Below are 25,523 nucleotides of genomic sequence, written 5' to 3' on the forward strand. Positions count from 1 at the left end.
GGTGGAAGCGTTATTGCTTCGGCGTAAAGGAGCCGGCTTCCTGACGCTGGGGGTATTCCTCGAAGGTGGCCATGAAGTCCGCCACGATCTTGCCTACAGGGGAGAAGGCATACATGCGGCGCAGCTGCCAGTCGTCGTAGTAGGAAGAGTCTTCCGGGGCCATCTCGAACGGATCGGCACGCAGGTCGATCAACAGCGGTGCCTTGAGCTGCGTCTGCTGACGGCGCCAAGCGTCCATGCCCTCGTGCTCCTGGATGCTGAAGTGTGCCTTGTACTGGCCGAAGCGCACGGCACCCAGGGAACCATCATCGACGAAGGCGAAGAAGGTGTCGCGCGGCCACTCGCCGGCGTCCTCGGCGCCAGTCAGGTGGGGCAGCACGTTATAGCCATCGATGTGCACGTTGAATTCCTTGTCACCGGCGGTGTAGCCGTCAAGCAGCTGCTCCTTGATGTCCGGCTCGCCAGCGGCGGCGATCAGGGTCGGGAACATGTCCTCAAGCGAAAGGATCTCGTTGGACACCTGGCCCGGTTCGATCTGCCCCGGCCACCTCATCATGAACGGCACCCGAATGCCGCCTTCCCAAGTAGTGGCCTTCTCGCCACGGAAGGGCGAGGTGCCGCCATCCGGCCAGGTGAACTTCTCGGCGCCGTTGTCGGTGGTGTAGATGACGATGGTGTTCTCGTCGGCACCCAGTTCCTCGAGCTTGTCGAGCAGTTGGCCCACCAGGGCGTCGTGCTCGGTCATGCCATCGGCGTAGATGCCAAGTCCGGTGCGGCCTTCACTCTCTTCCTTGAGGTGGGTGAAGATGTGCATGCGGGTGGTGTTGTACCACACGAACCAGGGGGTGTCGGAAGATTCCTGGCGCTCGATGAAGTCCTCGGCGGCGGTCAGGAATTCCTCGTCGATGGTCTCCATACGCTGTTTTGTCAGCGGGCCGGTGTCCTCGATCTGGCCATCCGCGGAAGAGCGAATGACACCACGGGGGCCGAACTGTTCACGGAAGCCAGGATCGGTGGGGTAGTCGGCGTTCTCCGGCTCTTCCTCGGCGTTCAGGTGGTAGAGGTTGCCGAAGAATTCGTCGAAGCCGTGGTTGGTCGGCAGGTACTCGTCGCGATCGCCGAGGTGGTTCTTGCCGAACTGGCCGGTAGCGTAGCCCATCGGCTTGAGGATCTCGGCGATGGTCGGGTCTTCCGGCTGCAGGCCGAGCGGATCGCCGGGCATGCCGATCTTGAGAAGACCGGTACGCTTGGGTGACTGCCCGGTGATGAAGGCCGCGCGCCCAGCGGTGCAGCTCTGTTGGCCATAGGCGTCGGTGAAGCGGATTCCTTCTTCGGCGATGCTGTCGATGTTGGGCGTGGTGTAGCCCATCATGCCGCTGTTGTAGGCGCTGGTGTTAAACCAGCCGATGTCATCGCCCATGATGACCAGGATGTTGGGCTTGTCTGATGACGCCTCGGAGGAGGTTTCTTCTTCGGTAGCGGACGCTGGCTGAATGCTGGCTGCCAGGCCGACCGCAGCAATCGATGCCGCCACGATGCCCTTCCAGGGCGAAGGTATTGCCGACGAATACACTTTCATGATCGTTCCCTTAAATTAAATGATGTCATTGACATGGCATTGATACAGCGGAGTGATGTGTTGGCCTGCTCTCCTTGCTGGTCGACGTACGGCTTGCTGGTCAGGTCCTGACAGCCGACGCGTGAAGGCCGGCGGTATCGTTGTATTTCCTCCGATCCCCGCCCGCTGGGCTGGAACCAGGGGGAAGGAAGGCTGAGTCTGCTGGCTCAGCTAAAAGTGTGCCTTGATGGGCATGCAAGACAGCATAGTAAACGATCATTGCTTGTGCATGACCAACTTCCCCGAGCCTGCCCAAATGGTTGTCTCATTTGCTTTGCCATCGTCGACTCGACCGTCAGGGTGCCAGTGACCTCGCCCTCTGTGTCGTTGGTCATCGCCCTCTGTGTCATTGGTCGTGGCCCTTGGCACCTTCTCCCTTGGCTGAGTTTGAACCGCTGTTTCTGCCTGGACCCTCCCTCGGGTGGGGCGGACCGCTGAGGACACAAGAGGGAGCAAAAGCTTGCTCCACGACAAATAGGCCCCTCTCATGCCTGAATGTTTGTCCAGTAGTCTAAGGGCGGACACCTGGCGTAGCCGCACCGAGAGTCACCAGGAGGGTGTCCTTCGAGGGCGAAGGAGAGCGAAGGCAGATGAATATAGGCTTGAACGCAGTGGAAACAATGGCGCTGGCGCTGGTCCTGCTGATGGTGGGCATTCAGCTTCGGCGCCGGGTGGAGTGGCTCGAGCGCATGTGCGTACCGACGCCGGTGGTCGGGGGCATCGGCTTCGCCGTGCTGGTATGGCTGCTGCGATCGATGGACGTGCTGACGCTGGATCTGGACACCAGCGTTCAGGATCCGATGATGATCGCCTTCTTCGCCACGGTAGGGCTCGGTGGCAGCCTCTCGGTGCTGGCCAGGGGCGGGCGTTCGCTGGTGATCTTCCTGTTGACCTGCTGGGCCCTGGTGCTGGTGCAGAATGGTATCGGTATCGGCGTCGCCTCGATGATCGGGCTCGACCCCCTGATCGGCCTGATGGCGGGCGGGCCTTCGCTGGAAGGCGGCTTTGGCGGTGCGGCGGCCTTCGGGCCAGAGGCGGAAGCGCTCGGTGCCGACGGCGCCCTGACCGCCGCCATGACGGCGGCCACCTACGGTGTCATTACCGGTAGTCTGCTGGGCGCGCCTCTCGCCCGCTGGTTGATCGAGCGGTTCAAGCTTCGCATCGAGGCCGAGGAGGTCGGCGGGCTTGCCGATCTGCACGAGGAGCACCTGAGCGAAGATGATCAGACGCTGACCCCGCATCGGGTACTGAAGGCCATGGCGGTGGTGGTGCCGGTGATGGTCATCGGCCTGGCCTGTCGCGAACTCATGAAAGAGAAACTCGGCATCGTGCTGCCAAGCTACGTCGGGGCCATGTTCGTGGCCATCGTGTTGCGCAACCTGAACGATCACCTTCGCCTGGTCGAGGTCTCCGAGCGCGCCATCAATCTGATCGGAGAAGTCAGCCTGGCGATCTTCCTGACCATGGCCATGATGAACCTGAAGATCTGGCAGCTGCAGGGCATGGGACTTGGCCTGGCGCTGATCCTGATGATCCAGACGCTGGTGATCATGGCCATTGCGGCGCTGGTGGTCTTTCGTTCGCTCGGCAGCAACTACGACGCCGCCGTACTCTCCGCCGGCTTCATCGGCTTTGGCCTTGGCGCTACGCCCAACGCCTTCGCCAACATGGGCGCCGTCTGCGACCACTACAAGGTGGTATCGAGCAAGGCCTACATCATCGTTCCGCTGTGTGGCGCCGTCTTGATCGACATGGTCTCCGTGCCCGCCATCACCTGGTGTCTCAACGTCTTTGCCTGAGGTCACGCTCGAGCGGTATCACCAGTAGAACCGTTTCATGAATAGATACCGACGCCGCGCACACCCGGGCGCGGCGTCGGTCGTCCTGGCCAATCATGATGAATGCGGTGGCCTCGACCGGGGCTCGAACGGGGGGTGAATGAGGCAAGGCGACCCGCAGCGCGACCCTCAGCACGACCCTCAGCATGACCCGCAGCATAGACGCTCGATCTCGGATCCGTTTCCGAGGGAAGATCGCCTTTCGGTGATCTGCTAAGCTCGGCGGCTTGTTGCCCGCCTGTTCGCGTGTCGGAAGACTCGGGCGGTCTTTTTCTTATTCGCCGCCCGGGCGGCGTTAGTGCCATCAGGATATCGCCGTGCGTGACCAGCCCTCGTCCTCGTCTACTACTCCCGCCTCGACGCTTGACTCGACCCTCGACTCACCCCTTGCTTCAACTCTTTCCTCCAATATTGGCCGCATTCCTTCGCTGGACCTTGAGGCCCGCCGCCTGGCCTGTGCTCGTCTCGATAGCCTGACCAAGCCCCCCGGCAGCCTGGGCCGACTCGAGAAGCTGGCAGCGGATCTGGCGGCGATGACCGGCGAGCCGTTACCCCGGGTCGACCCTGCGGCCATCATCGTGTTCGCCGCAGACCACGGGGTGGCGGCGGAAGGCGTGTCGGCCTTTCCTGCCTCGGTCACCGCCCAGATGGTCGCCAACTTCGCCCGTGGGGGCGCCGCCATCAACGTTTTCGCCCGCCAGATCAATGCCCGGCTCGAGGTCGTCGACGTTGGGGTGGCCACGCCCAGCGATCAGGTGCCGGGTGTGGTGCTCGATCGGGTGCGGGCGGGCAGCGGCAATATCGCCTGCGAGGACGCCATGAGTCCCGACGAGGTAAAGGCGGCGCTTGAGGTCGGCATTCGTGCCGTCGAGCGCGCCCGCGCTGCGGGTGCCCGCTGTGTCATCCTGGGGGAGATGGGCATCGCCAACACCACCGCAAGCAGCGCTCTGCTGGCCGCCTTTACCGGCCTTTCCGCCGAGGAGGTGGTGGGGCGTGGCACCGGTATCGACGATGCGCGCCTGGACCACAAGCGCAAGGTCATCGCCAGGGCGCTGGCAAGGGGCACTGGCGATACCGCCCTCGATACCCTGGCGCGTCTGGGCGGGCTCGAGATCGCCGCCATGGCGGGGGCCTGCCTGGCCGCAGCGGCGGGTCGCACGCCGGTGCTGGTGGACGGTTTTATCGCCACGGTAGCGGCCCTTGCGGCGACTCGGCTGGCGCCTGGCGTGCGCGACTACCTGGTGTTTGGCCATCGCAGCGATGAGGCCGGTCACGGTGAGGCGCTGGCCGCACTCGGCGGTGAGCCGCTGTTGTCGCTTGGCCTGCGCCTGGGCGAAGGCAGCGGCGCGGCCCTGGCCTATCCGCTGCTCGCCAGTGCCTGCGCCATGCTCAGCGAGATGGCGACATTCGCCGACGCCGGAGTCGAGGGTGGCCCGTCGGCATGAGGCGAGCAGACGTCGTGAGAGTAGAGGACGACAGCGCGGCCAGGGGGGGGTGGTTCCCATGACGCTGCCACCACTGAGTCCCGAGTTGCTGGTGTTGGTGCTCGCCGCCCTGGTGCTGGACCTTTGGCTGGGGGATCCACGCTGGCTGCCGCATCCGGTGGTCGGCATGGGCCGACTGATCGGCGCCCTGGAAGCGCGGCTCAACCGTGGCAGGCCGCAGGCGCGCAGAGCCAAGGGCGTGGTGCTCACGCTGGTGGTGGTGGGGCTTGCATGGACGCTGGCCACTTTGGCGATTGGCCTTGCCGGTGTCGTCTCGCCCTGGCTGGCGCTGGTGGTGGAGGGCTTGCTTTTGTGGACTTGCCTTGCCTGCCGGGGCCTGGTGCAGGCGGCCCGTGCGGTGGCCACACCGCTGGCAAGGGGCGATCTGTATCAGGCGCGGCGCGCGGTCTCGGCCATCGTCGGGCGCGATACCCGGGCGCTTGACGAGGCAGGGGTGAGCCGAGCGTGCGTCGAGAGCGTGGCCGAAAATACCGTCGATGGCATCACCGCACCGCTGTTCTGGGCTCTGCTCGGCGGTGCGCCCCTGGCCTTGGCCTACAAGGCAGCCAATACTCTGGATTCCATGGTCGGCCATCGCAGCGATCGCTACCGCGAGTTCGGCTGGGCCTCGGCTCGCTTCGACGATCTGGTCAACCTGCTGCCGGCTCGGCTGACGGCGCTGGCCATGTGGTGTCTTGCTGCGGTGGTTCCGGGGCTGCGCAGGCGCGGCGCCTGGTCGGCGACGTGCCGGCAGGCACCGGCCCACCCCAGTCCCAACGCCGGCTGGCCGGAGGCCATGGTGGCCAATCTGCTCGGCGTCGAGCTGGGTGGGGTAAACCGCTACGGCGATCAGATCAGCGACCGGGCGCGGCTGGGCACGCCCACCGAGACGTTAAAGGCGCGTCACATCGACGCCGCGATTCGCTGTCTCTACGCCGGCACGGCGGGCGTGCTGACACTGCTGGCCTTGATCATCCTGGTGCTGGAGGCCGTGCGATGACATCGACCCACACTCGGCACCTGAGCGACACAAGCGCGAGCCAGACGCCAACACAGGGGCAGGGCTCTTGCTGGCCTGATCACGGCGGCCAGGGCGCGGCGCTGCTCGACAGACTTGGCCTGTCGTCGGTGACACCGACCATGGATGTGAGCGCGAGCCTCAATCCGCTGGGCCCGCCGGCCTGGCTTGCTGATTGGCTCGCCCGCGCCATGAACGAGGTGCGCCACTATCCTGACCCCGAGTATCGGGACGCCGTGGCGGCTCTGGCGGCGTCGCTGGGGATAGCGCCACTGTCGTTGGTGTTGACCAATGGCGGCGCCGAGGCGATCCACCTGGTGGCCCGGGCCTATCGTCGCGCCCGCGCCTTGATCGTCGAGCCGACCTTCGGCGAGTACGCCCGGGCATGCCGACTCAACGACATCGAGATCGAGCGTTTGCAGCTCAGCGGAGATGACTTCCGGCTGGACGTCGAGGCGCTCTCGGCGCGCCTTGCCCCTGTCGATCTGGTGTTTGTGTGTCGCCCCAACAATCCCACCGGCACGCGCCTTCCCAGAAGTGACGTGGAAGCGCTGGTGGCCGCGGCCAGGCGCAGCGACACCCTGGTGGTCATCGACGAAGCCTTCGTCGACTTTGCCGACGATGAAGCCCCGCTCACCGATCTGGTGGAACAGGGCGAGCCGCTGGTGCTGTTGCGCTCGTTGACCAAGTTTTACGCCCTGGCGGGGCTGCGGCTTGGCTATCTGGTGGCGTCCCCGCAGCGCTGTCGGGCGCTGCAACACCATCAGGTGGCCTGGAGCGTCAACGGCCTGGCTGCCGCCGTAGTGCCCGAGCTGCTGGCCGATGGCGACTTTGCGCGTCGCACGCGCGACTGGCTTCACTCCGAGCGCGCCTATCTGACGGCCGGCCTGCGCGATCTGGGCCTGACGGTGGTGGACTCCCAAGCCAATTTCGTGCTGTTCAGGCCGCCGGGCCAGCCGTCGCAGGCCAATGGCGAAGCCTTGTTAGCGTATCTGGCCCGTCATGGCTGTCTGGCTCGCCACACCCACACCTTCAGTGGGTTGGACGGCGCCTGGATTCGCGTGGCGCTGCAGCGCCGCGCCGACAATGATCGCCTGCTCAGATGGCTTGGCGACTGGCTCGGCGACTGGCTCGGCGACGCCCAGTCTCGTGGAGAGAACCGATGATCGCCTTTGTCAGCGGTGGCGTGCGTTCGGGCAAGAGTCACGTTGCCGAACAGGCGGCACTGGCGCTCCACGCCGACAAGCCCCGGGGGCAGCTCTGGTACCTGGCAACCGCCAGGGCCGAGGAGGGCGAGATGGCCACGCGGGTGGCGCGCCACCAGGCCCGGCGTGACAGCCGCTGGCATACGCTGGAGGCACCGCAGGACCTGTTGGTCGCCTGGCGTCAGGTGAGCACAGGCGACACCGTGCTGCTGGATTGCCTGACGCTGTGGTCGAGTCAGCGCCTGTTTGCCGACGGCCTCGAGCGTGACGACCGGCGCGCTGCGGCGAGAGACGCCTTTAACCAACTAGCAGCGCTGCTCGCGGACGCTCGCCGACGTGATATCGCGCTGGTGGTCGTATCCAACGACCTCAACGAGGAATTGCCGCCGAAGGACGCCTTGGTGCGCTGGTACCTGAGCGAGCTCCAGCGTCTGCACCTGCTGTTGGCGCGGTGTGCCGATCGGGTGGTGGAGGTGGTCGCGGGGCAGGCCATCGAGTGGAAGCCGGCGGGGGAACGTCCCGCTGACGTGAGGGCAGGAGCGGGCAACAGGCTGGGTAGAGGAGAGTCGAGTGAGTGATCAAAGGCCGCGAGTGCTGCCGGCACTGGCCGGGCTGGGGCTGGCGATCCAGTTTCTGACCCGGATACCGTTGCCGGTGATGATCGACTGGAACGGCGCCAACCGCCGCTGGGCGGCGCGTTGCTACCCGCTGGTGGGGCTCTTGATCGGCGTGCTGCTGGCCGTGGCCGTCGCGCTGACCTCAGCGCTGCCCACGCCGATCCAGGCACTGGCGCTGCTGACGCTGTGGGTGGCGCTGTCCGGTGGGCTGCACCTGGACGGTGTGATGGACCTGGCCGATGCGCTGGGCAGCAATGCGCCGCTCGAGCGCCGCTGGCAAATCATGAAGGACCCGCAGGTCGGCAGTTTTGGCGTGCTGGCGCTGGTGTTCCTGCTGGCCTGGAAGGCGGTCCTGTTGTGGTGGTGGCTCACGACCGATGGGGCTCTGCTGTGGCTGGTCGTGGTACCCGCCCTGGCCAGAGCCAGCGCGGTGGCGCTGCTGATCGGCGTACCCGCTGCTCGGCCCGAGGGACTCGCCCATAGCTGGCAGCAGGGCCTTGGCTGGCGCGACCTGGTGCTTGCCCTGGTTCCTCTTCTGGTGGTTGTTTCTGCGGGACTGCTGCTGGAGCCGGGCGGGACGAACGTAGCCGGGCTGGTGGGGGTTCTGCTCGCCAGCGGGGGCTTTACCTGGGTCTTCGCCCGGGGGATGATCCGAGCCTTTCACGGCATCAACGGCGATATGCTGGGCAGTGCCATCGAGGGAGGAGAACTATGGCTTCTGATGTGTGTCTCGAGCTGGTGGTGGTTCGCCACGGGCTGACCCAGTGGAACCTGGACAAGCGCTACCAGGGCCAGCGCGATATCGAGCTGTTGATGCCCGACGCCCTGGCCGATATGGATCGGTTGCGCCTGGAACTGGAAGGCGAGCGCTTCGACGCCGTGGTGTCGAGCGACCTGACCCGCTGCCGCCAGACCCTGGCCCATATCGCCGAGGGCCGTGGCTGGCCGGAGCCTCGCCTGGACCAACGCCTGCGCGAGAACGACTTCGGCGAGTTCGAGGGGCGCAACTGGGAAGAGCTCAAGGACGATCCGGTCTACCGGGAGTGGATCGACAGCGCCGGTGAGCTGGCGCCTCCCGATGGTGAATCCGCCCAGGACCTGCGTGACCGGCTGGCGTTGGCCCTCGGCGCCATCTTCGATGCCGCCGTCGAGGCCGGCCATCGGCGCGTGCTGGTGGTCACCCACGGCGGGGTGATCCGCGAGCTGCGCCGAGAGTTCGAGGGCGTGCCGTTCTGGGAGGGCGTCGTCGGTCAGGCCGCCGGTCGGCGCTGGACACTCATTCGACAGGCAGAGGGCATCACATGTACGTCTTCATCGGCGGTACCGCGTCAGGCAAGCGTCAGCGGGTAGCCGAGCGCTACCCCGAGGCACGCTGGCGCGACGCCGACGAGATGATGAGACGGGTGCCCGGTGCGGGCGCTGGTCCCGCCATCGACGATGGCGACACCCTCGTCATCAGCGGCTGGCTTGCCTGGCTCGAGGCCGAACTAGAGAACGAACTTGAGAACCAACGTGAAAACGAGTCAGCAAGCGCCGACGATGACCGGCTGGGCCGGCGCTGGCGCGAGGCCTTGACTGGCTGGGCCAGTTCGCCGGGACGGCGCGTGCTGGTGCTTGACGAGGTGGGGCGCGGCATCGTCCCGGTGGACCCGGCCCAGCGCCGCCTGCGTGATCTGATGGGCTGGCTGTCCCAGGACGCGGTGCGCCTGGCAAGCCAGGTACACTACGTACGCCATGGCCTGACCATGCGGCTCGATGGGAAGGAGGCTACCGCAGCGGGCCGAGCGGACTGAGCGAACAGACCCGGCATCGAACCAGTCGAACAAGCCGAACGGCGCTTTTCGTTGACGCCCGCTGTGCCGATTGCTAGCTTACGCGCACTCTCAGGTGCCCCGAAACGTGCCAGCATGACCACGGCGTCAGTCCTTTCTGACGCAAGACGCCGTGGCCAGAAGTAGACACGAGGGGTGAAACGGGAAGTCGGTGCCAATCCGACGCTGCCCCCGCAACGGTGATCGAGTCAAGCGCGCTCACCACGCCACTGTGACAGGGTCCTTGACCCCTGATGCGACCGGACCCTGTGTCCCGCTCAGCCAGTCACGGGAAGGCGAACGCGCCGAACCGTCGAAACGCTTCGATGGTTCATCTCGTCAGCCCGGAGACCGGCCTGAAGAGCCATGCCAAGGGGCGGTGGGGTCCCGACGCGCAGCGCTTGCCTGTCAGTTTGGTGTTCTTGACGCTCCCGGGTGTCCTGTCCAGCGTTCTGTGTCCCCTGTTCGCTCCTCGGCCTTCGAGGGTCTACGCCGTGCGGGTGCGCACGGTGCCAAGGGATACACCATGTCGTCTGCTTTCTTCGCCCCTGCTCGTCTTTCTGTTGCCTGCCGCTCCCGTGGCCTGCGTCTGTGCGTCGGCCTTGCCGCCGCCCCCTGGCTACTGGTGAGCCAGGCCAGTGCCCAGCAGTCCGCTTCCTCCGACGTGACGACCGCCGAGCCGTCCTCCGTCGAACAGGTCTCTATCGAGCCCACCACCGAGCCCGCCACCGAACTCGACCCGCTGGTGGTGTCGGCGACGCTTTCGCCGCGTACCGCCAGTCAGTCGCTGTCCTCCGTCAGCGTCATCGATGAAGAGGCGCTAAGGCGCCGCGATCCGGTCAGCATTACCGACGCCCTGCGTGGCCAGCCCGGTGTGGATATTTCCACCAACGGTGGCTTCGGCAAGCAGGCGAGCGTCTATATCCGTGGTACCGGCAGCACCGCCTCGGTGATGATGATCGACGGTATCCGCCTGCGCTCCGCCACCAATGGCGGGCCTGCCTGGCAGTACCTGGAGCCGCGCATGTTCGAGCGTATCGAGGTGGTACGCGGGCCCCGCGGTGCGCTCTACGGCGCCGACGCGGTGGGCGGGGTAGTTCAGCTGTTCACCGACAAGCCCGATGAACAGGGACCGACGCCCAGCGTGCAGCTCGGTACCGGCTCCTTCAATACCCAGCGGGCCTCGGCCAGTCTGTCGGGCCGCGAGGGTGGCACCTCCTACCAGTTCAGCGCCACCCGCCTGGACAGCGACGGCACCGAGATTCGCGACGGTGGCGAGGACAAGGCCTACGACAACACCTCGGGTCTGGTGAGTCTGTCTCACACCTTCGACAACGGCGCCAACCTCGGGCTGCTGGGACTGCGTGCCCGCGGCAACAACGAATACGAAGGTGGCGACTCCGACTACGTGCAGCAGGTGGCGGGTGTCTACGCCGAGGTGCCGGTGACCGATATCTGGTCGTCGCGTCTTACCCTGAGCGAGGCCCGCGATGAGCTGGAGGACCACTCCGAGCCCAACGACTTTGGGCCTGGTAGCACCACCGAGTTCGACACCGAGACCCATACCGTTCGCTGGGACAATACCCTGCAGCTCGGTGCCCACGAGCTGATCGCCGGCGCCGAGTATCTGGAAGACAAGGTCGACAGCACCACCGATTACGAAGAGACCAGCCGCGACAACGTGGCGGTGTTTGCCCAGGCACTGATGGACTTCCATCCGTTCTCGTTGCAGGCGGGTCTGCGCCACGACGACAACGAGGCCTACGATGAAGAGGTCACCGGCCACCTGGCGCTGGGCTACGCCCTCGATGATCAGCACACCCTGCGTGCCAGCTACGGTACCGCCTTCCGCGCCCCGACCTTCAATGAGCTGTACTTCCCCGGCTTTGGCAACAGCGATCTTGAGCCCGAGGAGTCCGAAACCTGGGAGCTTGGTCTGCGTGGTCAGTACCAGCGGCTGTACTGGGATCTGGCGCTCTACCAGACCAACGTTGACGACCTGATCGCCAATGAGTCGAGGGATGGCCGCTTTGCCCCCTTCAATGTCGACGAGGCGCGTATTCGTGGGGTCGAACTTGCCACCGGGCTCGAGCTCGACCAGTGGACCCTGGCGGCCAGCGTCGCCTATACCGACCCGGAAGACCGTGACACCGGCAAGCAGCTGATTCGCCGCGCCAGCCAGACCCTGCGCCTGGACGCCGATCGCCAGCTGGGTGACTGGAATCTGGGGGCCTCCTTCGTCGCCCAGGACCACCGCTACAATGACGTCGACAACGACGAGCGTCTGGCCGGCTACGGCACCCTGGACCTGCGCGCCGGCTGGGCCTTTGCGCCGGACTGGAAGGCCAACCTGACGCTCGAGAACGTCTTCGATCGCGAGTACGCCACCTCGCGTGCGTCTGCCTTTCAAGGTGGCTGGGACTACGAAAACCCCGGACGTGCCGCCTACCTGAGCGTCGGCTTCAACCTGTGATCATCCGCCGCTCGCTTGTCTCGGCCAGCATCGGCCTGGTGCTGTCGGCGCTGGCCAGTGCCGCCATGGCATCCTCCTTTCCCGGTGGGGACGGGGACATCTGCGTGGTCGATGACACCGAGCGGGAGCTATGCCTGGCGGCGCCGGCAGAGCGCATCGTGGCGCTGTCGCCCAGTGTCACCGAGATGCTGTTCGCGGCGGGGGCCGGCGAGCGGGTGGTGGGGGTAGTCAGCTTCAGCGACTATCCCGAGGCCGCGCGCTCGCTGCCCCAGGTGGGCAGCTACGATCGACTCGACCTCGAGTCGCTGTTGGCGCTTGACCCCGACCTGGTGGTGGCCTGGGCCGGGGGTAATCCCGGACAGCAGGTCGAACGCCTGGATGAACTCGGCCTGCCGGTGTTCCGCTCGGACGCCGCCAACTTCGAGCAGATCGCCACGACGCTTGAGCGGTTCGGTCGCCTGGCCGGTTCGGCGGATACCGGCGACACCGCGGCCCGGGAGCTGCGAGAATCGGTAGCGGCCCTCGGCGAACGCTACGTTGACGCAGCACCGGTCGAGGTCTTCTATCAGGTATGGGAGCAGCCGCTGATGACCGTCAACGGTGAGCACTGGATCAGTCGAGCGCTGTCACTTTGTCGCGGCGTCAATCTATTCGCCGACGAGGCGCCGCTGGTGCCTCGACTGTCGCGGGAGGCGGTGCTGGCCGCGGACCCGGAAGTCATCATCACCGGCGGCATGGGCAAGGCGGACTCCACCTGGCTCGACGCCTGGCGCCAGTGGCCGCAGATGACCGCGGTGGTCCGCGACAACCTCTATTTCATCAACCCTGACCTGGTGCAGCGGGCGACGCCGCGCCTGGTCGAGGGCACCCGAACCCTGTGCCAACATCTGGACTCTGCCCGTGAACGCCGCTGACTCCAGCGCTACCTTTCGGCCCAGCCGGCGACGTCGTCCGCTGGGCCTGCTGGCTCTGCTCGGTGTGGTGTCGGTGGTGCTGGCCGTGTCGGTGGGCAGCGTCGCGCTGTCACCGATGGAGCTGTGGCTGACGCTGACCGGGCAGGGCAGCCCCCTCCACCAGACCCTGGTGTGGGAGCTGCGCCTGCCCCGTGCGCTGGCCGCCTTCGGTACCGGTGCCTTGCTGGCCCTGGCCGGCGCCCTGATGCAGGTACTGCTGCGCAATCCGCTGGCCGACCCCTATGTGCTCGGGCTCTCCGGCGGGGCCTCGGTGGCGGCGCTGTGTGCCATGCTCGCTGGCCTTGGCGCGGCGCTGGTCTCAGCCTCGGCCTTTGCCGGTGCGCTGGTGTCGATCCTGGTGGTATTCGGCCTGGCCCATGGCAGCGGCAGCTGGTCGCCGGCCCGCCTACTGCTGACCGGGGTCGTCATGGCCTCCGGCTGGGGCGCGATCATCACCTTCCTGCTGGCGGTCAGCCCAGTAGAAGAGCTGCCGGGCATGCTCTACTGGCTGATGGGCGACATGGCCTACGCCCGCAGCCCCTGGCCGGTACTGGTGATCGCCGCGCTGTCGGCACTGGTGCTGGTGCCGCTGGGGCGGACCCTCAACGTACTTGCCCGGGGTGGCCAGCAGGCGCTGGCGCTGGGCGTGGCGGTGCGCCCGCTGGAATGGGGGCTGTATCTGGCGGCGAGCCTGGCCACCGCCACCGCGGTGACCACCGCCGGATCGGTGGGATTCGTCGGCCTGATGGTGCCGCATATGCTGCGCCTCCGCCTGGGTGCCGACCAGCGCCTGATCCTGCCGGCCTCGCTGCTGGCCGGCGGCTGCCTGCTGACCCTGGCCGATACCCTGGCGCGGACCCTGATCGCCCCCCAGCAGTTGCCCGTAGGGGTGATCACCGCGCTGATCGGGGTGCCGAGTTTTCTCTACCTGCTGCATCGCAGCCACGGCAAGGGATAGGGGCGCTCATGGCTGTCACACCCGCATCCACCGACCAGGCGCTGCCATCCTGTTCGCTGTCCTGCGAAGCTCTGGTGATCGACGTGCCCGGCAGGGCGGACGGTCAGCCGCTGTCCTTTTCCATCGAGCCCGGAAGTCGCTGGGGCATCCTCGGGCCCAACGGCGCCGGCAAGAGCACGCTCCTGCATACCCTGGCCGGGTTAAGGGCGCCGCGCCATGGGCGCTTGAGGCTGGACGGCCGGCCGCTGACCGACTGGCGCCGGCGTGCCGTCGCCCAGCGTCTGGGCGTGGTGTTCCAGGAGCGCCATGACGAGTTTCCGGCCAGCGTGCTGGAAACCGCGCTGATCGGCCGCCATCCCTTCCTCCGGGCCTGGCAGAACGAAAGCGAGGACGACGTCCAGCGCGCCCTGGGGGCGCTTGAACGCCTCGATATCGCTCATCTGGCCCACAGGCCGCTGGCGACCCTGTCCGGTGGTGAACGTCAGCGGGTCAGCCTGGCCACGGTACTGACCCAGGCGCCGCAGATCTGGCTGGTGGATGAACCCACCAACCACCTCGACCTGCATCATCAGGTGGCGGCCATGGCGCTGCTCGACGAACAGGCAAGCCAGGGTGCCGCCTTGGTGATGTGCCTGCACGATCTCAATCTGGCGGCGCGCTGGTGCGACCACCTGCTGCTTTTGTATCCCGATGGCGCGGCCTGCTGGGGACCACGCGACGATATGCTGGTGACGTCGGCCCTCGAGCGGCTCTACGACCAGCCGTTGAGCGTCGCCGAGGTCGATGGCGCCGCCGTCTTCATGCCGCGGGTGGCTTCGTCGATTAATCCGCCGCGCCCCACCAAGGAAGTTTCCCATGACCCACACGTCCCCCACGACACAGACTCCGAAGAACGTTGATCCCGAGCGCCACGCCCGGCGCATGGCCGCCAAGCAGCGGATCATGGCCGAGCGCATCGCCAGTGCCGACAAGGAACAGGGCGTGCTGCTGGTGCTGACAGGCCCCGGCAAGGGCAAGAGTTCATCCGGCTTCGGCATGCTGGCCCGGGCGCTGGGCCACGACATGAAGGTGGGCGTGGTGCAGTTCATCAAGGGCGCCTTTTCCACCGGGGAGGAGGCCTTCTATCGCCGCCAGCCCGGAGTGGCGTTCCACGTCATGGGCGAGGGCTACACCTGGGACACCCAGGACCGGGAGCGCGATGTCGCCGCCGCCGAAGCCGCCTGGGACAAGGCCCGCGAGTTGCTTCAGGATCCCGATATCGCGCTGGTACTGCTCGATGAGCTGAACATCGCCCTGCGCTACGGTTATCTGGATCTCGACCGGGTGCTGGACGACCTGCAGGCCAGACCGGCGATGCAGCATGTGGTGGTGACCGGGCGCCACGCGCCTCAGGCGCTGATCGAACTGGCCGATACGGTCACCGAGATGAAGGTGGTCAAGCACGCCTTCAAGGATCAAGGCATCAAGGCCCAGAAGGGTATCGAGCTTTGATCGAACCCCCAGAAGGGTATCGAGCTTTGATCGAGCATTGATCGAACCCCAAAAAGGGTATCGCGTTGCGATCAAGCTTTGATCTAACTCCAAGAAGAGCATCGAGCAGTAAGGGAGCGCTAGCATGGCAACGCTGATGATCCAGGGCACCACCTCGGATGCCGGCAAGTCCACGGTGGTCGCCGGTCTGTGCCGGGTGCTGGCACGGCGCGGGTTCAGCGTGGCCCCGTTCAAGCCCCAGAACATGGCGCTGAACAGTGCCGTCACCGTGGACGGCGGCGAGATCGGTCGCTCCACCGCGCTGCAGGCCCAGGCTGCCCGCGTAGCGCCCCACAGCGACATGAATCCCGTGCTGTTGAAGCCCGAAAGCGACAAGGGCGCCCAGGTCATCCTGGCCGGTCGCGTCCACGGCAGCATGGCCGCGCTGGACTATCACGCCTACAAGACCACCGCCCGACAGACGGTGATGGACTGCCATCGCCGGCTGTCCGAGCGCTTCGACGTGATCATCGCCGAAGGGGCGGGCAGCCCCGCCGAGGTCAACCTGCGCGAAGGCGACATCGCCAACATGGGCTTCGCCGAGGCGGTGGACTGCCCGGTACTGCTGGTCGGTGATATCGACCGAGGCGGCGTCTTTGCCCAGCTATGCGGCACCTTGGCGCTGGTCAGCGCGTCCGAAAACGCGCGGATCAAGGGCTTCGTGATCAACCGCTTTCGCGGCGATATCGGGCTGCTGGAACCGGGGCTTGAGTGGCTGGCCGAGCGCGAGGCGAGGCCGGTGCTCGGTGTGCTTCCCTACCTGCAGGGGCTGTGGCTCGACGCCGAGGACAGCCTGTCGCTGGAGCAGCGGCTTGATCACGCAGGGGGCGACATGCTCAAGGTGGTGGTGCCGGCTCTGCCGCGCATCAGCAACCACACCGACCTCGATCCGCTACGCCTGCATCCTCGCGTCAGCCTGAGCCTGGTCGGCCCCGACCAGCCGATGCCCGATGCCGACGTCATCCTGTTGCCGGGCAGCAAGAACACCCGGGCGGACCTGGCCTGGCTGCGCAGCCAAGGGTGGGATGAGCGTATCCGGCGTCATCTGCGTTACGGCGGGCGGGTGCTGGGTGTCTGCGGCGGTTTTCAGATGCTGGGGGAATGGATCGACGATCCTGACGGCATCGAGGGCGAGCCCGGCGGCGTCGAAGGGCTCGGGTGGCTTGCCATGTCCACCACCATGCGCCCCGATAAGCGCCTGAAACGGGTCAGCGGGCGCATCGACACCGCCGACGGCTGCTGCAGCATCCACGGCTACGAGATTCATCAAGGCGTCAGCCGGGGCGAGGCGCTTTCGCGGCCACTGATGCGCCTCGAAGGACGAGACGAAGGTGCCGTCAGCCAGGATGGCCAGATCATGGGTACCTATCTGCACGGGCTGTTCGACGGCCCCGACGCCTGCGAAGCATTGCTCGCCCGCCTCGGGCTCCCGCCCGAGGACACCCGCCGGGTTGACCTCGACGCCCACCGCGAACGTCAACTCGACCGTCTGGCCGACGCCATCGAGCAGCATCTGGATATGGAGATGGTTCTGCGCATGATCGGCTGAGGAAGATGGTCCGAAGTGGCGCCCGGCGTAAACTGAGGGGGTGCCACTGCTTTCCCTGTACAGATGGCACCATGGCAACTGCGTCGAGGGCTTGGTCATGAAGGTGACATCGAAACATGTGGTTAGCAGAGACAAGGGATGGGCAGTAAAGACCAGCGGCACGTCTCGTGCCGGCAAGGTTTTCGAGAGCAAGGCTGAAGCCGTGGAATATGCGCGCCGCGCGGCCAGGAAGGAGCACGGTGAGCTATACGTGCATGGGCTCGATGGCACTATCCAGGAGCGCAAGAGCTATCGGCGCGCATCCGAGGCAACCAAGTCTCTGCGCTCGAAGAAGTGACGGCATATGCCATTTGAGCGCAATGTCTTTGTCAATTGCCCGTTCGATGAGGCGTACTATTATCCGCTATTGCGTCCCTTGCTCTTCACCATCATCTACGTTGATTTGCTCACCCAGCAGGCTCGTGATGTAGTCAAGGACTCTGTCAGGCTGCTCGCGATGGGGCACGTGGCCACACCCCTCCAGCAATACCATCCGTGACGACCCTTGAGGCAGTTGCGCGTAGCGTTTGGGCTGCTGTGGTGAGCCGTATTCGTCCTGGTCACCGTGCAGCGCCAGTACAGGACACCGGACCCGTCTGAGGGTGTCATCCAGGGCCCAGCTCCGAAAGTCGGGGTCCAGCCAGGTCTCTACCCAGGTGTCGAGCACCCAGCGGGCCTTGTCGCCATGGTACTTCTTCAGGCGCTCGATCTGGCCGGGCAGGGCGAACGTATCGCGGGCCTGGCGTATGCCCGAAAGCGTGCGTTCTTCCACAAAGGCCTGGGCCGCCAGAGTAATCAGCGCCTGGCAATCGTCGAAGTGGGCAGCGATACCGGCAGCCATGCAGCCGCCCACGCTATGGCCCAGAACAACGAAACCCTCGAGCTTTAACGCACGATGAAGCGCGGCAAAGCCCTGGTGCGCTTCGTCGGCGATAAAGGTGTAGGTCAGTAGGCCTGGGTGGCGCATGGATTGGCCGAAGCCCAGTCGATCGTAAGCGATCACTTCGCGGCCGGTGGTCTGGCACAGGGCTTCGGGGAAGTCGCGCCACAGCTCAACGCAGCCCAGCGAGTCATGCAGCAACACGATGGGCGCGCCCTGGGTATCAGGCTCGGGACGCCATCGACGAACAAACAGCGATTGCCGGTCTGTGTCGTGAAGTGACACCTGAAGGTCAGATACCTGGGGCATGAAGTGGCTCGCTGGCAGCAACATATCAAGCTCACTCTAGCGAGTGGCCGCTGGCCTGCCAAGCAAGCGCTAGGTTTGGACAGGTTGCTTTCAGGACGGGTCGCTTTCAGGACAGGTCGCTTGTAATACAGGGCCATGCCAGTGTCAGAGCCGCTTCAAGGATACGCCTTGGCAAGTTACGTCTTGTCGGCAAAGCGTTCGGGGTCATCGGAAATGACGGTGGTCACGCCCCATTTCCAGTACTTGGCGAAGGCCACCGGATCATTGGCGGTATAGCACAGCAGCGGTGTGCCGCTCTGGGTAACCTCCCGAGCCCGCTCTTCCTTCAGCTTCTTCCAGTCGCAGTGCAGACTGTAGGCCTGCACCGCTTCCATGTCGTGCCGCCAGTTCTTGCCGATCTTGTCGACCAGCACCCCAAGGGCGAGCTGGTCGGGCGTGGCGATGCTGCGCGCGTGATCGAGGGCCGCCGGGCTGAAGGAAGACACCAGTCGACGTTCGAACGGCAGCGCTTCCAGCAGACGCGGGATCACCGATTCGGCCAATGCTTCGGGGTCGCGTCCCCGGGTCACCTTGAGTTCCAGGTTGACCGCCATACCGCGTCGATCGATCAGATTGAGCATGTCGTCGAGTGTCGCCATGCGCTCACCGCGAAAGCGCTCGGCGTACCAGGCGCCGACGTCGTATTCCCTGGCCTGTTCCAGACGCAACTTGCTCAACTTGCCGCGCCCGTTGGAGCAGCGCCGCATGCCGGGGTCGTGCCAGATCACCGGGGTGCCATCACCCAGCAATTGCACATCGAGCTCGACCCAGGTGATACCGGCTTCCCAGGCAAGCTGGACGGCACTCAGGGTATTTTCCGGTGCATGGGCCGACAGGCCGCGATGCGCCATCAGGCGGGGCAGGTCGATAAGGGGCGTGCGAGATGTCGTCATGGGCTCTCCTTGGCTTGGCGTCACAACATGGCACCGGCTTTCGTCATCATCGGACATGACCGTCCTGCTAGCCAGAGGCTGCACGCCTCCATGTTGGGCCACAAAGATGACCGATCGGCGACGACATGAACACCCCATCTGTCGCAGCGGTACGCCGAGGGCGGTGTCGCTGCCTGGAATATGCTAGTCTCGCCGGTTTCGACAAGTGGGTCAGCGCCGGTCGGCGCCAGCAATTAGAGGTCAGTGATGAAGGTCGTCAAAATCAACGAGCCCCAGCAGCGGGAAGCCTGCCTGGCACGCCTGTGTGCGGAAGCCTACGGTCATCAGGCGGGTATCGCCCCCCTAGTCACCTTCGCCGGCGTCATCGGGGTGCTGTTCAAGCAGGAAGCCGCCCGGCTTCTCGCTCTGGTGGACGATCAGTCCCGTCCCATCGCGCTGGCCCTGCTGGTCAGCGACGAAGCCGGTACCAGTATGAATGTGGCCCAGTTGACGTCGCTGGATCCTGACGCCGAAAGTGCGGTCGACGGCGGCAACAAGACCAGCGCGGAAAGCGAGAGCCAGGGCGAGGCGCAAAAGCCGGCCGGCAAGGGCAAGCTGAATCCCGCCCTTCGCCTGGTGGCGGAACTGGCGCTGCGGGCGCCGCTGCGGGTGGACGTGGTCAGCGATGCCCAGAAGGCCGAGTTTAGCGCCGCCGGTATCCAGCGCTGGATCAAGGGCCCGGGCGAGCTGCAGATCGGTCTGGGGCCAAAGCATACGGCCACCAGCCTCGACAATCTGCCGCGTACCCTGACCGTGGACGAAGCCTCCGTGGTGGCCAACTTCAAGCAGGACAAGGCGTTGTTCGAAGATTACAAGAACCGCTTCGTCAGAGGCCTGGAGTCCTTCCCGCGGACGTTGTGATCAGCGACGGAAGGGCACCTGTTGGGTCCTTCCCGCGTACGCTATGAACTAGTAGAAGTGGTAGCAACAACGAAGCCCCGGCCCTTACCTCTTTTGGAGGCGAGGGCCGGGGCTTCGTCGTTGGGCAAAGGGTCGGCGCTTGCCGGGCCGAGGTGGTTGTTGATCCGCTCGCGGGCAGCATGAACGGAGGTGGCTCGGGTCACGCCGTCAGGGATCGATGCCCGTCGATCCGTATAGGTTGCTCAGCCCTCGCTGGTGAGGCTGAACGATCCCTTCATCATCGAGGAGTGGCCGGGGAAGGAGCAGAAGAAGGTCAGATCCTGGTCGGCGAGTCCTTCGGTGTCGAAGGTGATGCTGGTGGATTCGCCGCCGCCGATGATGTCGGTGGCGGCCAGGATGCGGTCATCCTCCGGCAGGTAGTTGCTGTCGAGTCCCGCCTGCATGCCGGCGGAGGCGATCTCCTGATAGGCGTCGGTAGGGGCCAGCACCCAGTTGTGTCCCATCACGTCTTTCGCCATGGAGCCCGAGTGGGTCAACGTCAGACTGACGGTCTCGCAGCTGGCGGGTACGCTCAGCTCGCTCTTGTCGTACTGCATCTGGTCAGTGGAATCGATGGTCAGCCGGCACTCTTCGGCGACGTTGTCCGCGGCGCCGTCATCCGCTACCGCCATGGCAGAGAACAGCGGCACGGCGGTGATCGCGAGGATGGAGGCGGAGGAAAGCAGGGCATGTTTCATGACAGCGTCCTTTTCATTGCTGGATAGGGTGGGTGCAGGGTTTGCCACGACCGTGCACGGCGTTCAGCAAGGGGAAGCGCGGTGCACCACACAAGATGTATCCATGTTTATATATGAACTGTATACAGCTGGTGAGTCTCGTAGACATCAATGGAGCTGTCAAGCGCCGACAGTGATCCCGTGGCCACGGCTGTGCCGACGGCAAATCCAGTTTGGACTTGACCGAGGTCGAGCAGAGCGCTTGACTGGGCGTACATACCCGTTAGCAGCGTAAGGAAGCCTTTCATGGCCAAGCGGATTCAATTCGCACGCACCGGCGATTCCGAGGTGCTGGAACTCGTCGATACACCGGCGGCCGAGCCGGGCCCCGGCGAGGTACGCGTCGCCAATGAGGCGGTGGGCCTCAACTTCATCGATATCTACTTCCGCACCGGTCTGTATCCGGCGCCGTCCCTGCCGTCGGGCCTGGGAACCGAAGGCGCTGGCGTGGTCGACGCCGTGGGCGAGGGGGTCGATCATCTGCAGGTAGGCGACCGCGTGGCCTACGCCCAGGGGCCCCTGGGCGCCTACGCCGAACTGCACACCCTGCCGGCGGACAAGGTGGTGGCGCTGCCCGAGGGGATCAGTTGCGAGACCGCAGCGGGGGCCATGCTCAAGGGGCTGACGGTGCAGTACCTGCTGCGTCAGACCTACCCGCTGCAAGGTGGCGAGACCATCCTGTTCCACGCCGCCGCCGGTGGGGTGGGATCGATTGCCTGTCAGTGGGCCAAGGCCCTGGGCGTCAAGCTGATCGGCACGGTCAGCTCCGTCGAGAAGGCAGAGCTTGCCAAGCGCAATGGCGCCTGGGCGACCATCGACTACACCAAGGAAGACGTGGTCGAAAGGGTGCGCGAGCTGACCGGTGGCGAGATGGTCGACGTGGTCTACGACAGCGTCGGCAAGGACACCTGGGAGACCTCGCTGGACTGCCTGAAGCCGCGCGGCCTGATGGTCAGCTTCGGCAACGCCTCCGGACCGGTCGAGGGGGTCAACATCGGCATCCTCAACCAGAAGGGCGCGCTCTACGTCACTCGGCCGAGCCTCAACGGCTACGCCGACAGCCCGGAGCGGCTGCAGGACATGGCCGACGAGCTGTTCGACATGATCGAGAGCGGCAAGGTGAAGATCGACGTGGCCCAGCGCTTCGCCCTGGCGGAGGCCGGCAAGGCCCAGGACGCCCTGGCGTCACGCAAGACCACCGGGTCTACCGTGCTGCTGCCCTGAGCGATCGATCGCCGATCCCTGTCTTCCTGATCGAACCTGTCCTGTCGGACATAGCGGGCCCGCCACGTTGGCGGGCCCGCTTGCATTTCAGGGAGGCGTCGGCCTGACGGCGGTGTGGCTTGCGTACCGGCTGCCCTGGTCGCCGTCGGTTCTGCCTTGGCGCTACAGCGACGCCCCCAGCTCGCGAATCATCCTCTCGCGCCGCTTGAGGGCGGCCAGTCCCTCGTCGCCCAGGCGATCGGCCACCTCGGTCAGAAGCCCCTGGGCCAGCAGGAAGAAGGCGCCCATGGCGTTGGAGAAGAACAGGCTGTCGGTAGGCACCAGGAAGCGGTATTCGGCGACCCGGGCAAGCGGAGACGACTCGCTGTCGGTCAGGGCGACCACCCGAATCCCCGCCCGCGCCGCCACCCGAGCGGTTTCCAGCACGCTGGTGGTGTAGGGAAAGCAGCTGATCACCACCAGCAGGTCCCCTTCATCCAGTTGCGCCAGGGCATCGGCCACCCCCTGGTGTCCCGCATCCAGCTCCCCGGTATCGGCACGCAGCATGCCAAGCCCGTAGGCTATGAACTGCGCCAGCGACGCAAACTGGCGTTGCCCGTGGACCCTGACCCGACGGGCGAGGGCCAGCAGCTCGACCACCCGGTCGTAGTCATCGGCGTCGAGTCGCTCGAGCAGGCCGGCGAAGTTGGCGCTCTCCTGGCGTCCGAGCCGGGCCAGCCGGGCGACACCCTGGCCCTGGTCGCGATCGGTCGAAAGCCTCGAGGCCAGGTCGCTGTAGAAGTGCTCGCCGCCATCGGCCAGGTCCCGCCGAAACACCGCCTGCAGCTCGCCGAAGCCGTCGAAGCCCAGGCGCTGGGCCAGCCGGGTCAAGGTCGAGGGGTTCACCTCGAGCCGCCCGGCCAGCTCGCTGATCGAGGCCACCGCACTCGCCTGCGGCGACTCCAGCAGCGCCATCAGCACCCGCAACGATCGTTTGCCCAGGCGAACGTCGCCGTCACCGGCCTGGATCTGCGCCGCCAGTTCCTTCAGGTCGCCGAGGGTGCTCGATTCGCCGAGGTGAATAGGGCGGTGCCGAGCGCTCCGCTCGGTCGGTGGCTTGGTGGCGGGCTTCGAGTCGCGAGAGGGCATGGCGTCTCCTTGAATGACGAGCGGGCCAGTGTGCCAGCTTGGCGGGCGTCTGTCCGGTGAGGCGTAGACACGATTTGCAAATATGCATTGTGTAAAAATAGAATGCATTTAATATTTGCATTTATGCGATGTCGTATCTACCCGCTGGAGGTTCCATGAGCCGCGTCTTTCACCGCCACCTCAAGGCGTCCTATCCCACCGCGGTGGCAGGCGATGGGCCCTATCTGATCGATGCCGCAGGCAAGCGCTACCTCGATGCCTGTGGCGGCGCGGCGGTGTCCTGCCTGGGGCATAGCGATCCCGAGGTGCAGGCCGCGATCAGCGAACAGGTCAAGCGCATGGCCTACGCCCATTCAAGCTTCTTTACCTCGGAGCCGATGGAGGCGCTGGCCGACTTCCTGGTCGATCGCGCGCCCCAGGGCATCGGCAGCGTCTACTTCGTCTCCGGCGGTTCCGAAGCGGTGGAAGCGGCGCTGAAGATGGCGCGCCAGTACTTTCTCGAGATCGGCCAGCCAGAGCGCACCCAGGTCATCGCCCGGCGCCAGAGCTACCACGGCAATACCCTGGGGGCGCTGGCCACCGGCGGAAACGCCTGGCGTCGGCGTCCCTTCGAACCGCTGTTGGCCGACACCACCCACGTCAGCCCCTGTTACGCCTATCGCGGCCAGCGCGCGGACGAAAGCGCCGAAGCCTACGGCGAGCGACTCGCGGTGGAACTCGAGGACACCATCGAGCGGCTGGGGCCACGCCGGGTCATGGCCTTCGTCGCCGAGCCGGTGGTGGGGGCGACCCTTGGCGCGGTGCCGGCGGTGCCCGGATACTTTCGGCGGGTGCGCGAGATATGTGATCGTCACGGCATCCTGCTGATTCTCGATGAAGTGATGTGCGGCATGGGGCGCACCGGTCGCCTGTTTGCCTGCGAGCAGGAAGGCGTCAGCCCCGACCTTCTGACCGTGGCCAAGGGCCTGGGCGGGGGCTACCAGCCCATCGGCGCCACCCTGGCCAGTGCGCGTATCCGCGACACCATCGCCGAGGGCACCGGCTTCTTCCAGCATGGCCACACCTATATCGGCCACGCCACCGCCTGCGCCGCGGCGCTGGCGGTGCAGCGCGCGGTAGAGCAACGCGGCCTGCTTGAGCAGGTGCGCGCCAGGGGCGAGGCGCTGCATGCTCGGCTTCACCAGCGCTTCGGCGACCACCCGCACGTCGGCGATATTCGCGGACGCGGGCTGTTTCTGGGACTCGAGCTGGTGGCGGACCGGGCCAGCCAGGAGCCCTTCGACCCCGACCGACGCCTCAACGCCGCGGTCAAGGCCGCCGCCATGGACCAGGGGCTGATGTGTTACCCCGCCGGCGGTACCCTGGACGGACGCCGTGGAGACCATGTGCTGCTGGCGCCGCCCTATATCGTCGAGGAATATCATCTCGACGAGATCGTCGACAAGCTCGACGCCGCCTTGCAGCAGGCGCTTGGCCAGGTGGGCCATTGAGTCCGTGCCTGGCGCTTCGGCCCGCGCGACACCACTGACACACCAGGCCCGCCAAGGGGCGGGCTTGCTACCTTTTTTCCCACGTACAGGATGACAGCATGACCCTTCGTTCCCGCTTGCCCGAGCTTGATGACGCCACCATGAGCGCGGAGCAGCGCCGGGTGCTCGACGATATTCTCAGCGGCCCCCGCGGCAACCTCGATGGTCCCTTCCTGGCCTGGGTGCACAGCCCACAGCTTGCCGACCATGCCCAGCGCCTGGGCGCCTTCTGTCGCTACCATACCTCGCTTCCGCTGCGCCTCACCGAGCTTGCCATCCTGACCACCGCGGCCTGGTGGAAGTCCCAGGCGGAGTGGCAGATCCACGCCCCCATCGCCCTCAAGGCCGGCCTGTCCGAGTCGGTGGTCGAGGCCTTGCGAGAAGGCCGTCAACCGACCTTCGAGCGCAGCGACGAAGTCATCGTCCATCGCCTGGCCAGCGTGCTGTATCAGCATCGGCGCGTCGATCAGGCCACCTACGACAGGGCTGTGGAGGCCTTCGGCGAGGAGGCCGTGGTGGAACTGGTCGGGGTGCTTGGCTACTACGCCCTTGTGGCGATGACGCTGAACGTGTTCGAGGTTCGCCGAGGCGATGAACCGCTGCCCTTTGACGAACCCTAACCCTTTGCCGAACCCCAGCTCGTTGACGAAGCCTGCCCTTCGTCGAACCCTCCCAGGCGCGCTGATGAGGTGTTTTAGGCTACGCTGAATCAGCGGTACCCTGGCGCTTTCTCGGTGACGCTTTCGCGACCT

General features: G+C 65.8%; 24 protein-coding genes and 1 riboswitch. Of the genes, 19 read left to right on the top strand and 5 right to left on the bottom strand.

The features are described 5' to 3' along the window. Window positions 1-10 precede the first annotated feature (10 nt). A complete protein-coding gene (locus KUW00_RS09920) occupies window positions 11-1,579 on the bottom strand; it encodes an arylsulfatase (RefSeq protein ID WP_083970615.1) in 1,569 nt (522 codons plus the stop codon). Window positions 1,580-2,208: 629 nt separating this feature from the next. On the opposite strand from KUW00_RS09920, the gene gltS reads away from it, so the two are divergent. The 15 genes from gltS (at window position 2,209) to KUW00_RS09995 (ending at window position 17,391) form a co-directional block, all read left to right on the top strand. Continuing rightward, entirely contained in the window at window positions 2,209-3,417 is a 1,209-nt protein-coding gene (gene gltS / locus KUW00_RS09925; RefSeq protein ID WP_213229579.1) for a sodium/glutamate symporter, read from the top strand. A 449-nt stretch (window positions 3,418-3,866) separates the two neighbouring features. Then, window positions 3,867-4,901 carry a nicotinate-nucleotide--dimethylbenzimidazole phosphoribosyltransferase gene (gene cobT, locus KUW00_RS09930; protein WP_213229709.1) on the top strand — a complete coding sequence of 345 codons (1,035 nt, stop codon included), beginning with the start codon at window positions 3,867-3,869 and terminating at the stop codon, window positions 4,899-4,901. Window positions 4,902-4,959: 58 nt separating this feature from the next. Next, window positions 4,960-5,940: an adenosylcobinamide-phosphate synthase CbiB gene (gene cbiB / locus KUW00_RS09935; protein ID WP_222568947.1), complete on the top strand. Its 981-nt coding sequence runs from the start codon at window positions 4,960-4,962 to the stop codon at window positions 5,938-5,940. Further along, a complete protein-coding gene (gene cobD / locus KUW00_RS09940) occupies window positions 5,937-7,124 on the top strand; it encodes a threonine-phosphate decarboxylase CobD (protein ID WP_222568948.1) in 1,188 nt (395 codons plus the stop codon). The genes cbiB and cobD overlap by 4 nt, the downstream gene beginning before the upstream one ends. After that, the gene (locus tag KUW00_RS09945; RefSeq protein ID WP_108448888.1) at window positions 7,121-7,741 is read left to right on the top strand and encodes a bifunctional adenosylcobinamide kinase/adenosylcobinamide-phosphate guanylyltransferase; all 621 of its coding nucleotides are present in this window, start codon (window positions 7,121-7,123) and stop codon (window positions 7,739-7,741) included. Before cobD ends, KUW00_RS09945 begins: the two co-directional genes overlap by 4 nt. Window positions 7,742-7,754: 13 nt before the next feature. Beyond that, window positions 7,755-8,540, top strand: coding sequence for an adenosylcobinamide-GDP ribazoletransferase (cobS, locus tag KUW00_RS09950; protein ID WP_222568976.1), 786 nt, complete (start codon window positions 7,755-7,757; stop codon window positions 8,538-8,540). Continuing rightward, a complete protein-coding gene (locus KUW00_RS09955) occupies window positions 8,492-9,130 on the top strand; it encodes a histidine phosphatase family protein (protein ID WP_222568949.1) in 639 nt (212 codons plus the stop codon). The genes cobS and KUW00_RS09955 overlap by 49 nt, the downstream gene beginning before the upstream one ends. Next, window positions 9,082-9,573 carry a bifunctional adenosylcobinamide kinase/adenosylcobinamide-phosphate guanylyltransferase gene (locus tag KUW00_RS09960; protein ID WP_222568950.1) on the top strand — a complete coding sequence of 164 codons (492 nt, stop codon included), beginning with the start codon at window positions 9,082-9,084 and terminating at the stop codon, window positions 9,571-9,573. The genes KUW00_RS09955 and KUW00_RS09960 overlap by 49 nt, the downstream gene beginning before the upstream one ends. A gap of 126 nt (window positions 9,574-9,699) precedes the next feature. Then, window positions 9,700-9,966, top strand: a riboswitch (cobalamin riboswitch). 151 nt (window positions 9,967-10,117) lie between these two features. After that, entirely contained in the window at window positions 10,118-12,064 is a 1,947-nt protein-coding gene (locus KUW00_RS09965; RefSeq protein ID WP_222568951.1) for a TonB-dependent receptor domain-containing protein, read from the top strand. Next, a complete protein-coding gene (locus tag KUW00_RS09970; RefSeq protein WP_315901122.1) occupies window positions 12,061-12,978 on the top strand; it encodes a cobalamin-binding protein in 918 nt (305 codons plus the stop codon). The genes KUW00_RS09965 and KUW00_RS09970 overlap by 4 nt, the downstream gene beginning before the upstream one ends. Continuing rightward, window positions 12,959-13,975: an iron ABC transporter permease gene (locus tag KUW00_RS09975; RefSeq protein WP_261392087.1), complete on the top strand. Its 1,017-nt coding sequence runs from the start codon at window positions 12,959-12,961 to the stop codon at window positions 13,973-13,975. The genes KUW00_RS09970 and KUW00_RS09975 overlap by 20 nt, the downstream gene beginning before the upstream one ends. Before the next feature lie 8 nt (window positions 13,976-13,983). Beyond that, window positions 13,984-14,874, top strand: coding sequence for an ABC transporter ATP-binding protein (locus KUW00_RS09980; RefSeq protein WP_222568953.1), 891 nt, complete (start codon window positions 13,984-13,986; stop codon window positions 14,872-14,874). Continuing rightward, window positions 14,831-15,466 (top strand): cob(I)yrinic acid a,c-diamide adenosyltransferase, encoded by a 636-nt coding sequence (cobO, locus tag KUW00_RS09985; protein WP_222568954.1) that lies wholly within the window; start codon window positions 14,831-14,833, stop codon window positions 15,464-15,466. Before KUW00_RS09980 ends, cobO begins: the two co-directional genes overlap by 44 nt. A gap of 124 nt (window positions 15,467-15,590) precedes the next feature. Beyond that, window positions 15,591-17,054 (top strand): cobyric acid synthase, encoded by a 1,464-nt coding sequence (locus tag KUW00_RS09990; protein ID WP_222568955.1) that lies wholly within the window; start codon window positions 15,591-15,593, stop codon window positions 17,052-17,054. 97 nt (window positions 17,055-17,151) lie between these two features. Then, the gene (locus KUW00_RS09995; RefSeq protein WP_108448894.1) at window positions 17,152-17,391 is read left to right on the top strand and encodes a DUF2188 domain-containing protein; all 240 of its coding nucleotides are present in this window, start codon (window positions 17,152-17,154) and stop codon (window positions 17,389-17,391) included. A 66-nt stretch (window positions 17,392-17,457) separates the two neighbouring features. On the opposite strand, the gene KUW00_RS10000 is transcribed toward KUW00_RS09995, so the two are convergent. Then, a complete protein-coding gene (locus tag KUW00_RS10000; protein ID WP_222568956.1) occupies window positions 17,458-18,282 on the bottom strand; it encodes an alpha/beta fold hydrolase in 825 nt (274 codons plus the stop codon). A gap of 176 nt (window positions 18,283-18,458) precedes the next feature. Continuing rightward, entirely contained in the window at window positions 18,459-19,214 is a 756-nt protein-coding gene (locus KUW00_RS10005; protein ID WP_108132973.1) for a glycerophosphodiester phosphodiesterase family protein, read from the bottom strand. 246 nt (window positions 19,215-19,460) lie between these two features. Here KUW00_RS10005 and KUW00_RS10010 point away from each other — a divergent pair, with 246 nt between their 5' ends. Next, complete coding sequence (locus tag KUW00_RS10010) at window positions 19,461-20,114, top strand: hypothetical protein (RefSeq protein WP_213229602.1); 654 nt, start codon at window positions 19,461-19,463, stop codon at window positions 20,112-20,114. A 242-nt stretch (window positions 20,115-20,356) separates the two neighbouring features. Here the strand turns inward: KUW00_RS10010 and azu are convergent, their stop codons facing one another. Further along, window positions 20,357-20,851 (bottom strand): azurin, encoded by a 495-nt coding sequence (gene azu, locus KUW00_RS10015; protein ID WP_222568957.1) that lies wholly within the window; start codon window positions 20,849-20,851, stop codon window positions 20,357-20,359. 285 nt (window positions 20,852-21,136) lie between these two features. On the opposite strand from azu, the gene KUW00_RS10020 reads away from it, so the two are divergent. After that, window positions 21,137-22,114: an NADPH:quinone reductase gene (locus KUW00_RS10020; protein WP_045994597.1), complete on the top strand. Its 978-nt coding sequence runs from the start codon at window positions 21,137-21,139 to the stop codon at window positions 22,112-22,114. Window positions 22,115-22,276: 162 nt separating this feature from the next. Here the strand turns inward: KUW00_RS10020 and KUW00_RS10025 are convergent, their stop codons facing one another. Beyond that, window positions 22,277-23,242 carry a MurR/RpiR family transcriptional regulator gene (locus KUW00_RS10025; protein ID WP_222568958.1) on the bottom strand — a complete coding sequence of 322 codons (966 nt, stop codon included), beginning with the start codon at window positions 23,240-23,242 and terminating at the stop codon, window positions 22,277-22,279. Window positions 23,243-23,397: 155 nt separating this feature from the next. On the opposite strand from KUW00_RS10025, the gene KUW00_RS10030 reads away from it, so the two are divergent. Further along, window positions 23,398-24,732, top strand: coding sequence for an aspartate aminotransferase family protein (locus tag KUW00_RS10030; RefSeq protein WP_222568959.1), 1,335 nt, complete (start codon window positions 23,398-23,400; stop codon window positions 24,730-24,732). 98 nt (window positions 24,733-24,830) lie between these two features. Further along, on the top strand, window positions 24,831-25,391 hold the full coding sequence (locus tag KUW00_RS10035; RefSeq protein ID WP_045994599.1) for a carboxymuconolactone decarboxylase family protein: 561 nt from the start codon (window positions 24,831-24,833) through the stop codon (window positions 25,389-25,391). Window positions 25,392-25,523: the final 132 nt, after the last annotated feature.

The sequence above is a fragment of the Halomonas sp. DP5N14-9 genome (assembly GCF_019802175.1).
Lineage (GTDB): Bacteria > Pseudomonadota > Gammaproteobacteria > Pseudomonadales > Halomonadaceae > Halomonas > Halomonas litopenaei.

Bases quoted from the DNA above. Each gene is read 5' to 3' on its own strand.
- cobO (WP_222568954.1), top strand. From the start codon at position 14,831: ATGACCCACACGTCCCCCACGACACAGACTCCGAAGAACGTTGATCCC.
- KUW00_RS10025 (WP_222568958.1), bottom strand. From the start codon at position 23,242: ATGCCCTCTCGCGACTCGAAGCCCGCCACCAAGCCACCGACCGAGCGG.
- KUW00_RS09965 (WP_222568951.1), top strand. From the start codon at position 10,118: ATGTCGTCTGCTTTCTTCGCCCCTGCTCGTCTTTCTGTTGCCTGCCGC.
- KUW00_RS10000 (WP_222568956.1), bottom strand. From the start codon at position 18,282: ATGCCCCAGGTATCTGACCTTCAGGTGTCACTTCACGACACAGACCGG.
- cobD (WP_222568948.1), top strand. From the start codon at position 5,937: ATGACATCGACCCACACTCGGCACCTGAGCGACACAAGCGCGAGCCAG.
- cbiB (WP_222568947.1), top strand. From the start codon at position 4,960: ATGACGCTGCCACCACTGAGTCCCGAGTTGCTGGTGTTGGTGCTCGCC.
- KUW00_RS10020 (WP_045994597.1), top strand. From the start codon at position 21,137: ATGGCCAAGCGGATTCAATTCGCACGCACCGGCGATTCCGAGGTGCTG.
- KUW00_RS09945 (WP_108448888.1), top strand. From the start codon at position 7,121: ATGATCGCCTTTGTCAGCGGTGGCGTGCGTTCGGGCAAGAGTCACGTT.
- KUW00_RS09995 (WP_108448894.1), top strand. From the start codon at position 17,152: ATGAAGGTGACATCGAAACATGTGGTTAGCAGAGACAAGGGATGGGCA.
- gltS (WP_213229579.1), top strand. From the start codon at position 2,209: ATGAATATAGGCTTGAACGCAGTGGAAACAATGGCGCTGGCGCTGGTC.
- KUW00_RS09990 (WP_222568955.1), top strand. From the start codon at position 15,591: ATGGCAACGCTGATGATCCAGGGCACCACCTCGGATGCCGGCAAGTCC.
- KUW00_RS09960 (WP_222568950.1), top strand. From the start codon at position 9,082: ATGTACGTCTTCATCGGCGGTACCGCGTCAGGCAAGCGTCAGCGGGTA.
- KUW00_RS10035 (WP_045994599.1), top strand. From the start codon at position 24,831: ATGACCCTTCGTTCCCGCTTGCCCGAGCTTGATGACGCCACCATGAGC.
- KUW00_RS10005 (WP_108132973.1), bottom strand. From the start codon at position 19,214: ATGACGACATCTCGCACGCCCCTTATCGACCTGCCCCGCCTGATGGCG.
- KUW00_RS10030 (WP_222568959.1), top strand. From the start codon at position 23,398: ATGAGCCGCGTCTTTCACCGCCACCTCAAGGCGTCCTATCCCACCGCG.
- KUW00_RS09920 (WP_083970615.1), bottom strand. From the start codon at position 1,579: ATGAAAGTGTATTCGTCGGCAATACCTTCGCCCTGGAAGGGCATCGTG.
- KUW00_RS09955 (WP_222568949.1), top strand. From the start codon at position 8,492: ATGGCTTCTGATGTGTGTCTCGAGCTGGTGGTGGTTCGCCACGGGCTG.
- KUW00_RS10010 (WP_213229602.1), top strand. From the start codon at position 19,461: ATGAAGGTCGTCAAAATCAACGAGCCCCAGCAGCGGGAAGCCTGCCTG.
- azu (WP_222568957.1), bottom strand. From the start codon at position 20,851: ATGAAACATGCCCTGCTTTCCTCCGCCTCCATCCTCGCGATCACCGCC.
- KUW00_RS09980 (WP_222568953.1), top strand. From the start codon at position 13,984: ATGGCTGTCACACCCGCATCCACCGACCAGGCGCTGCCATCCTGTTCG.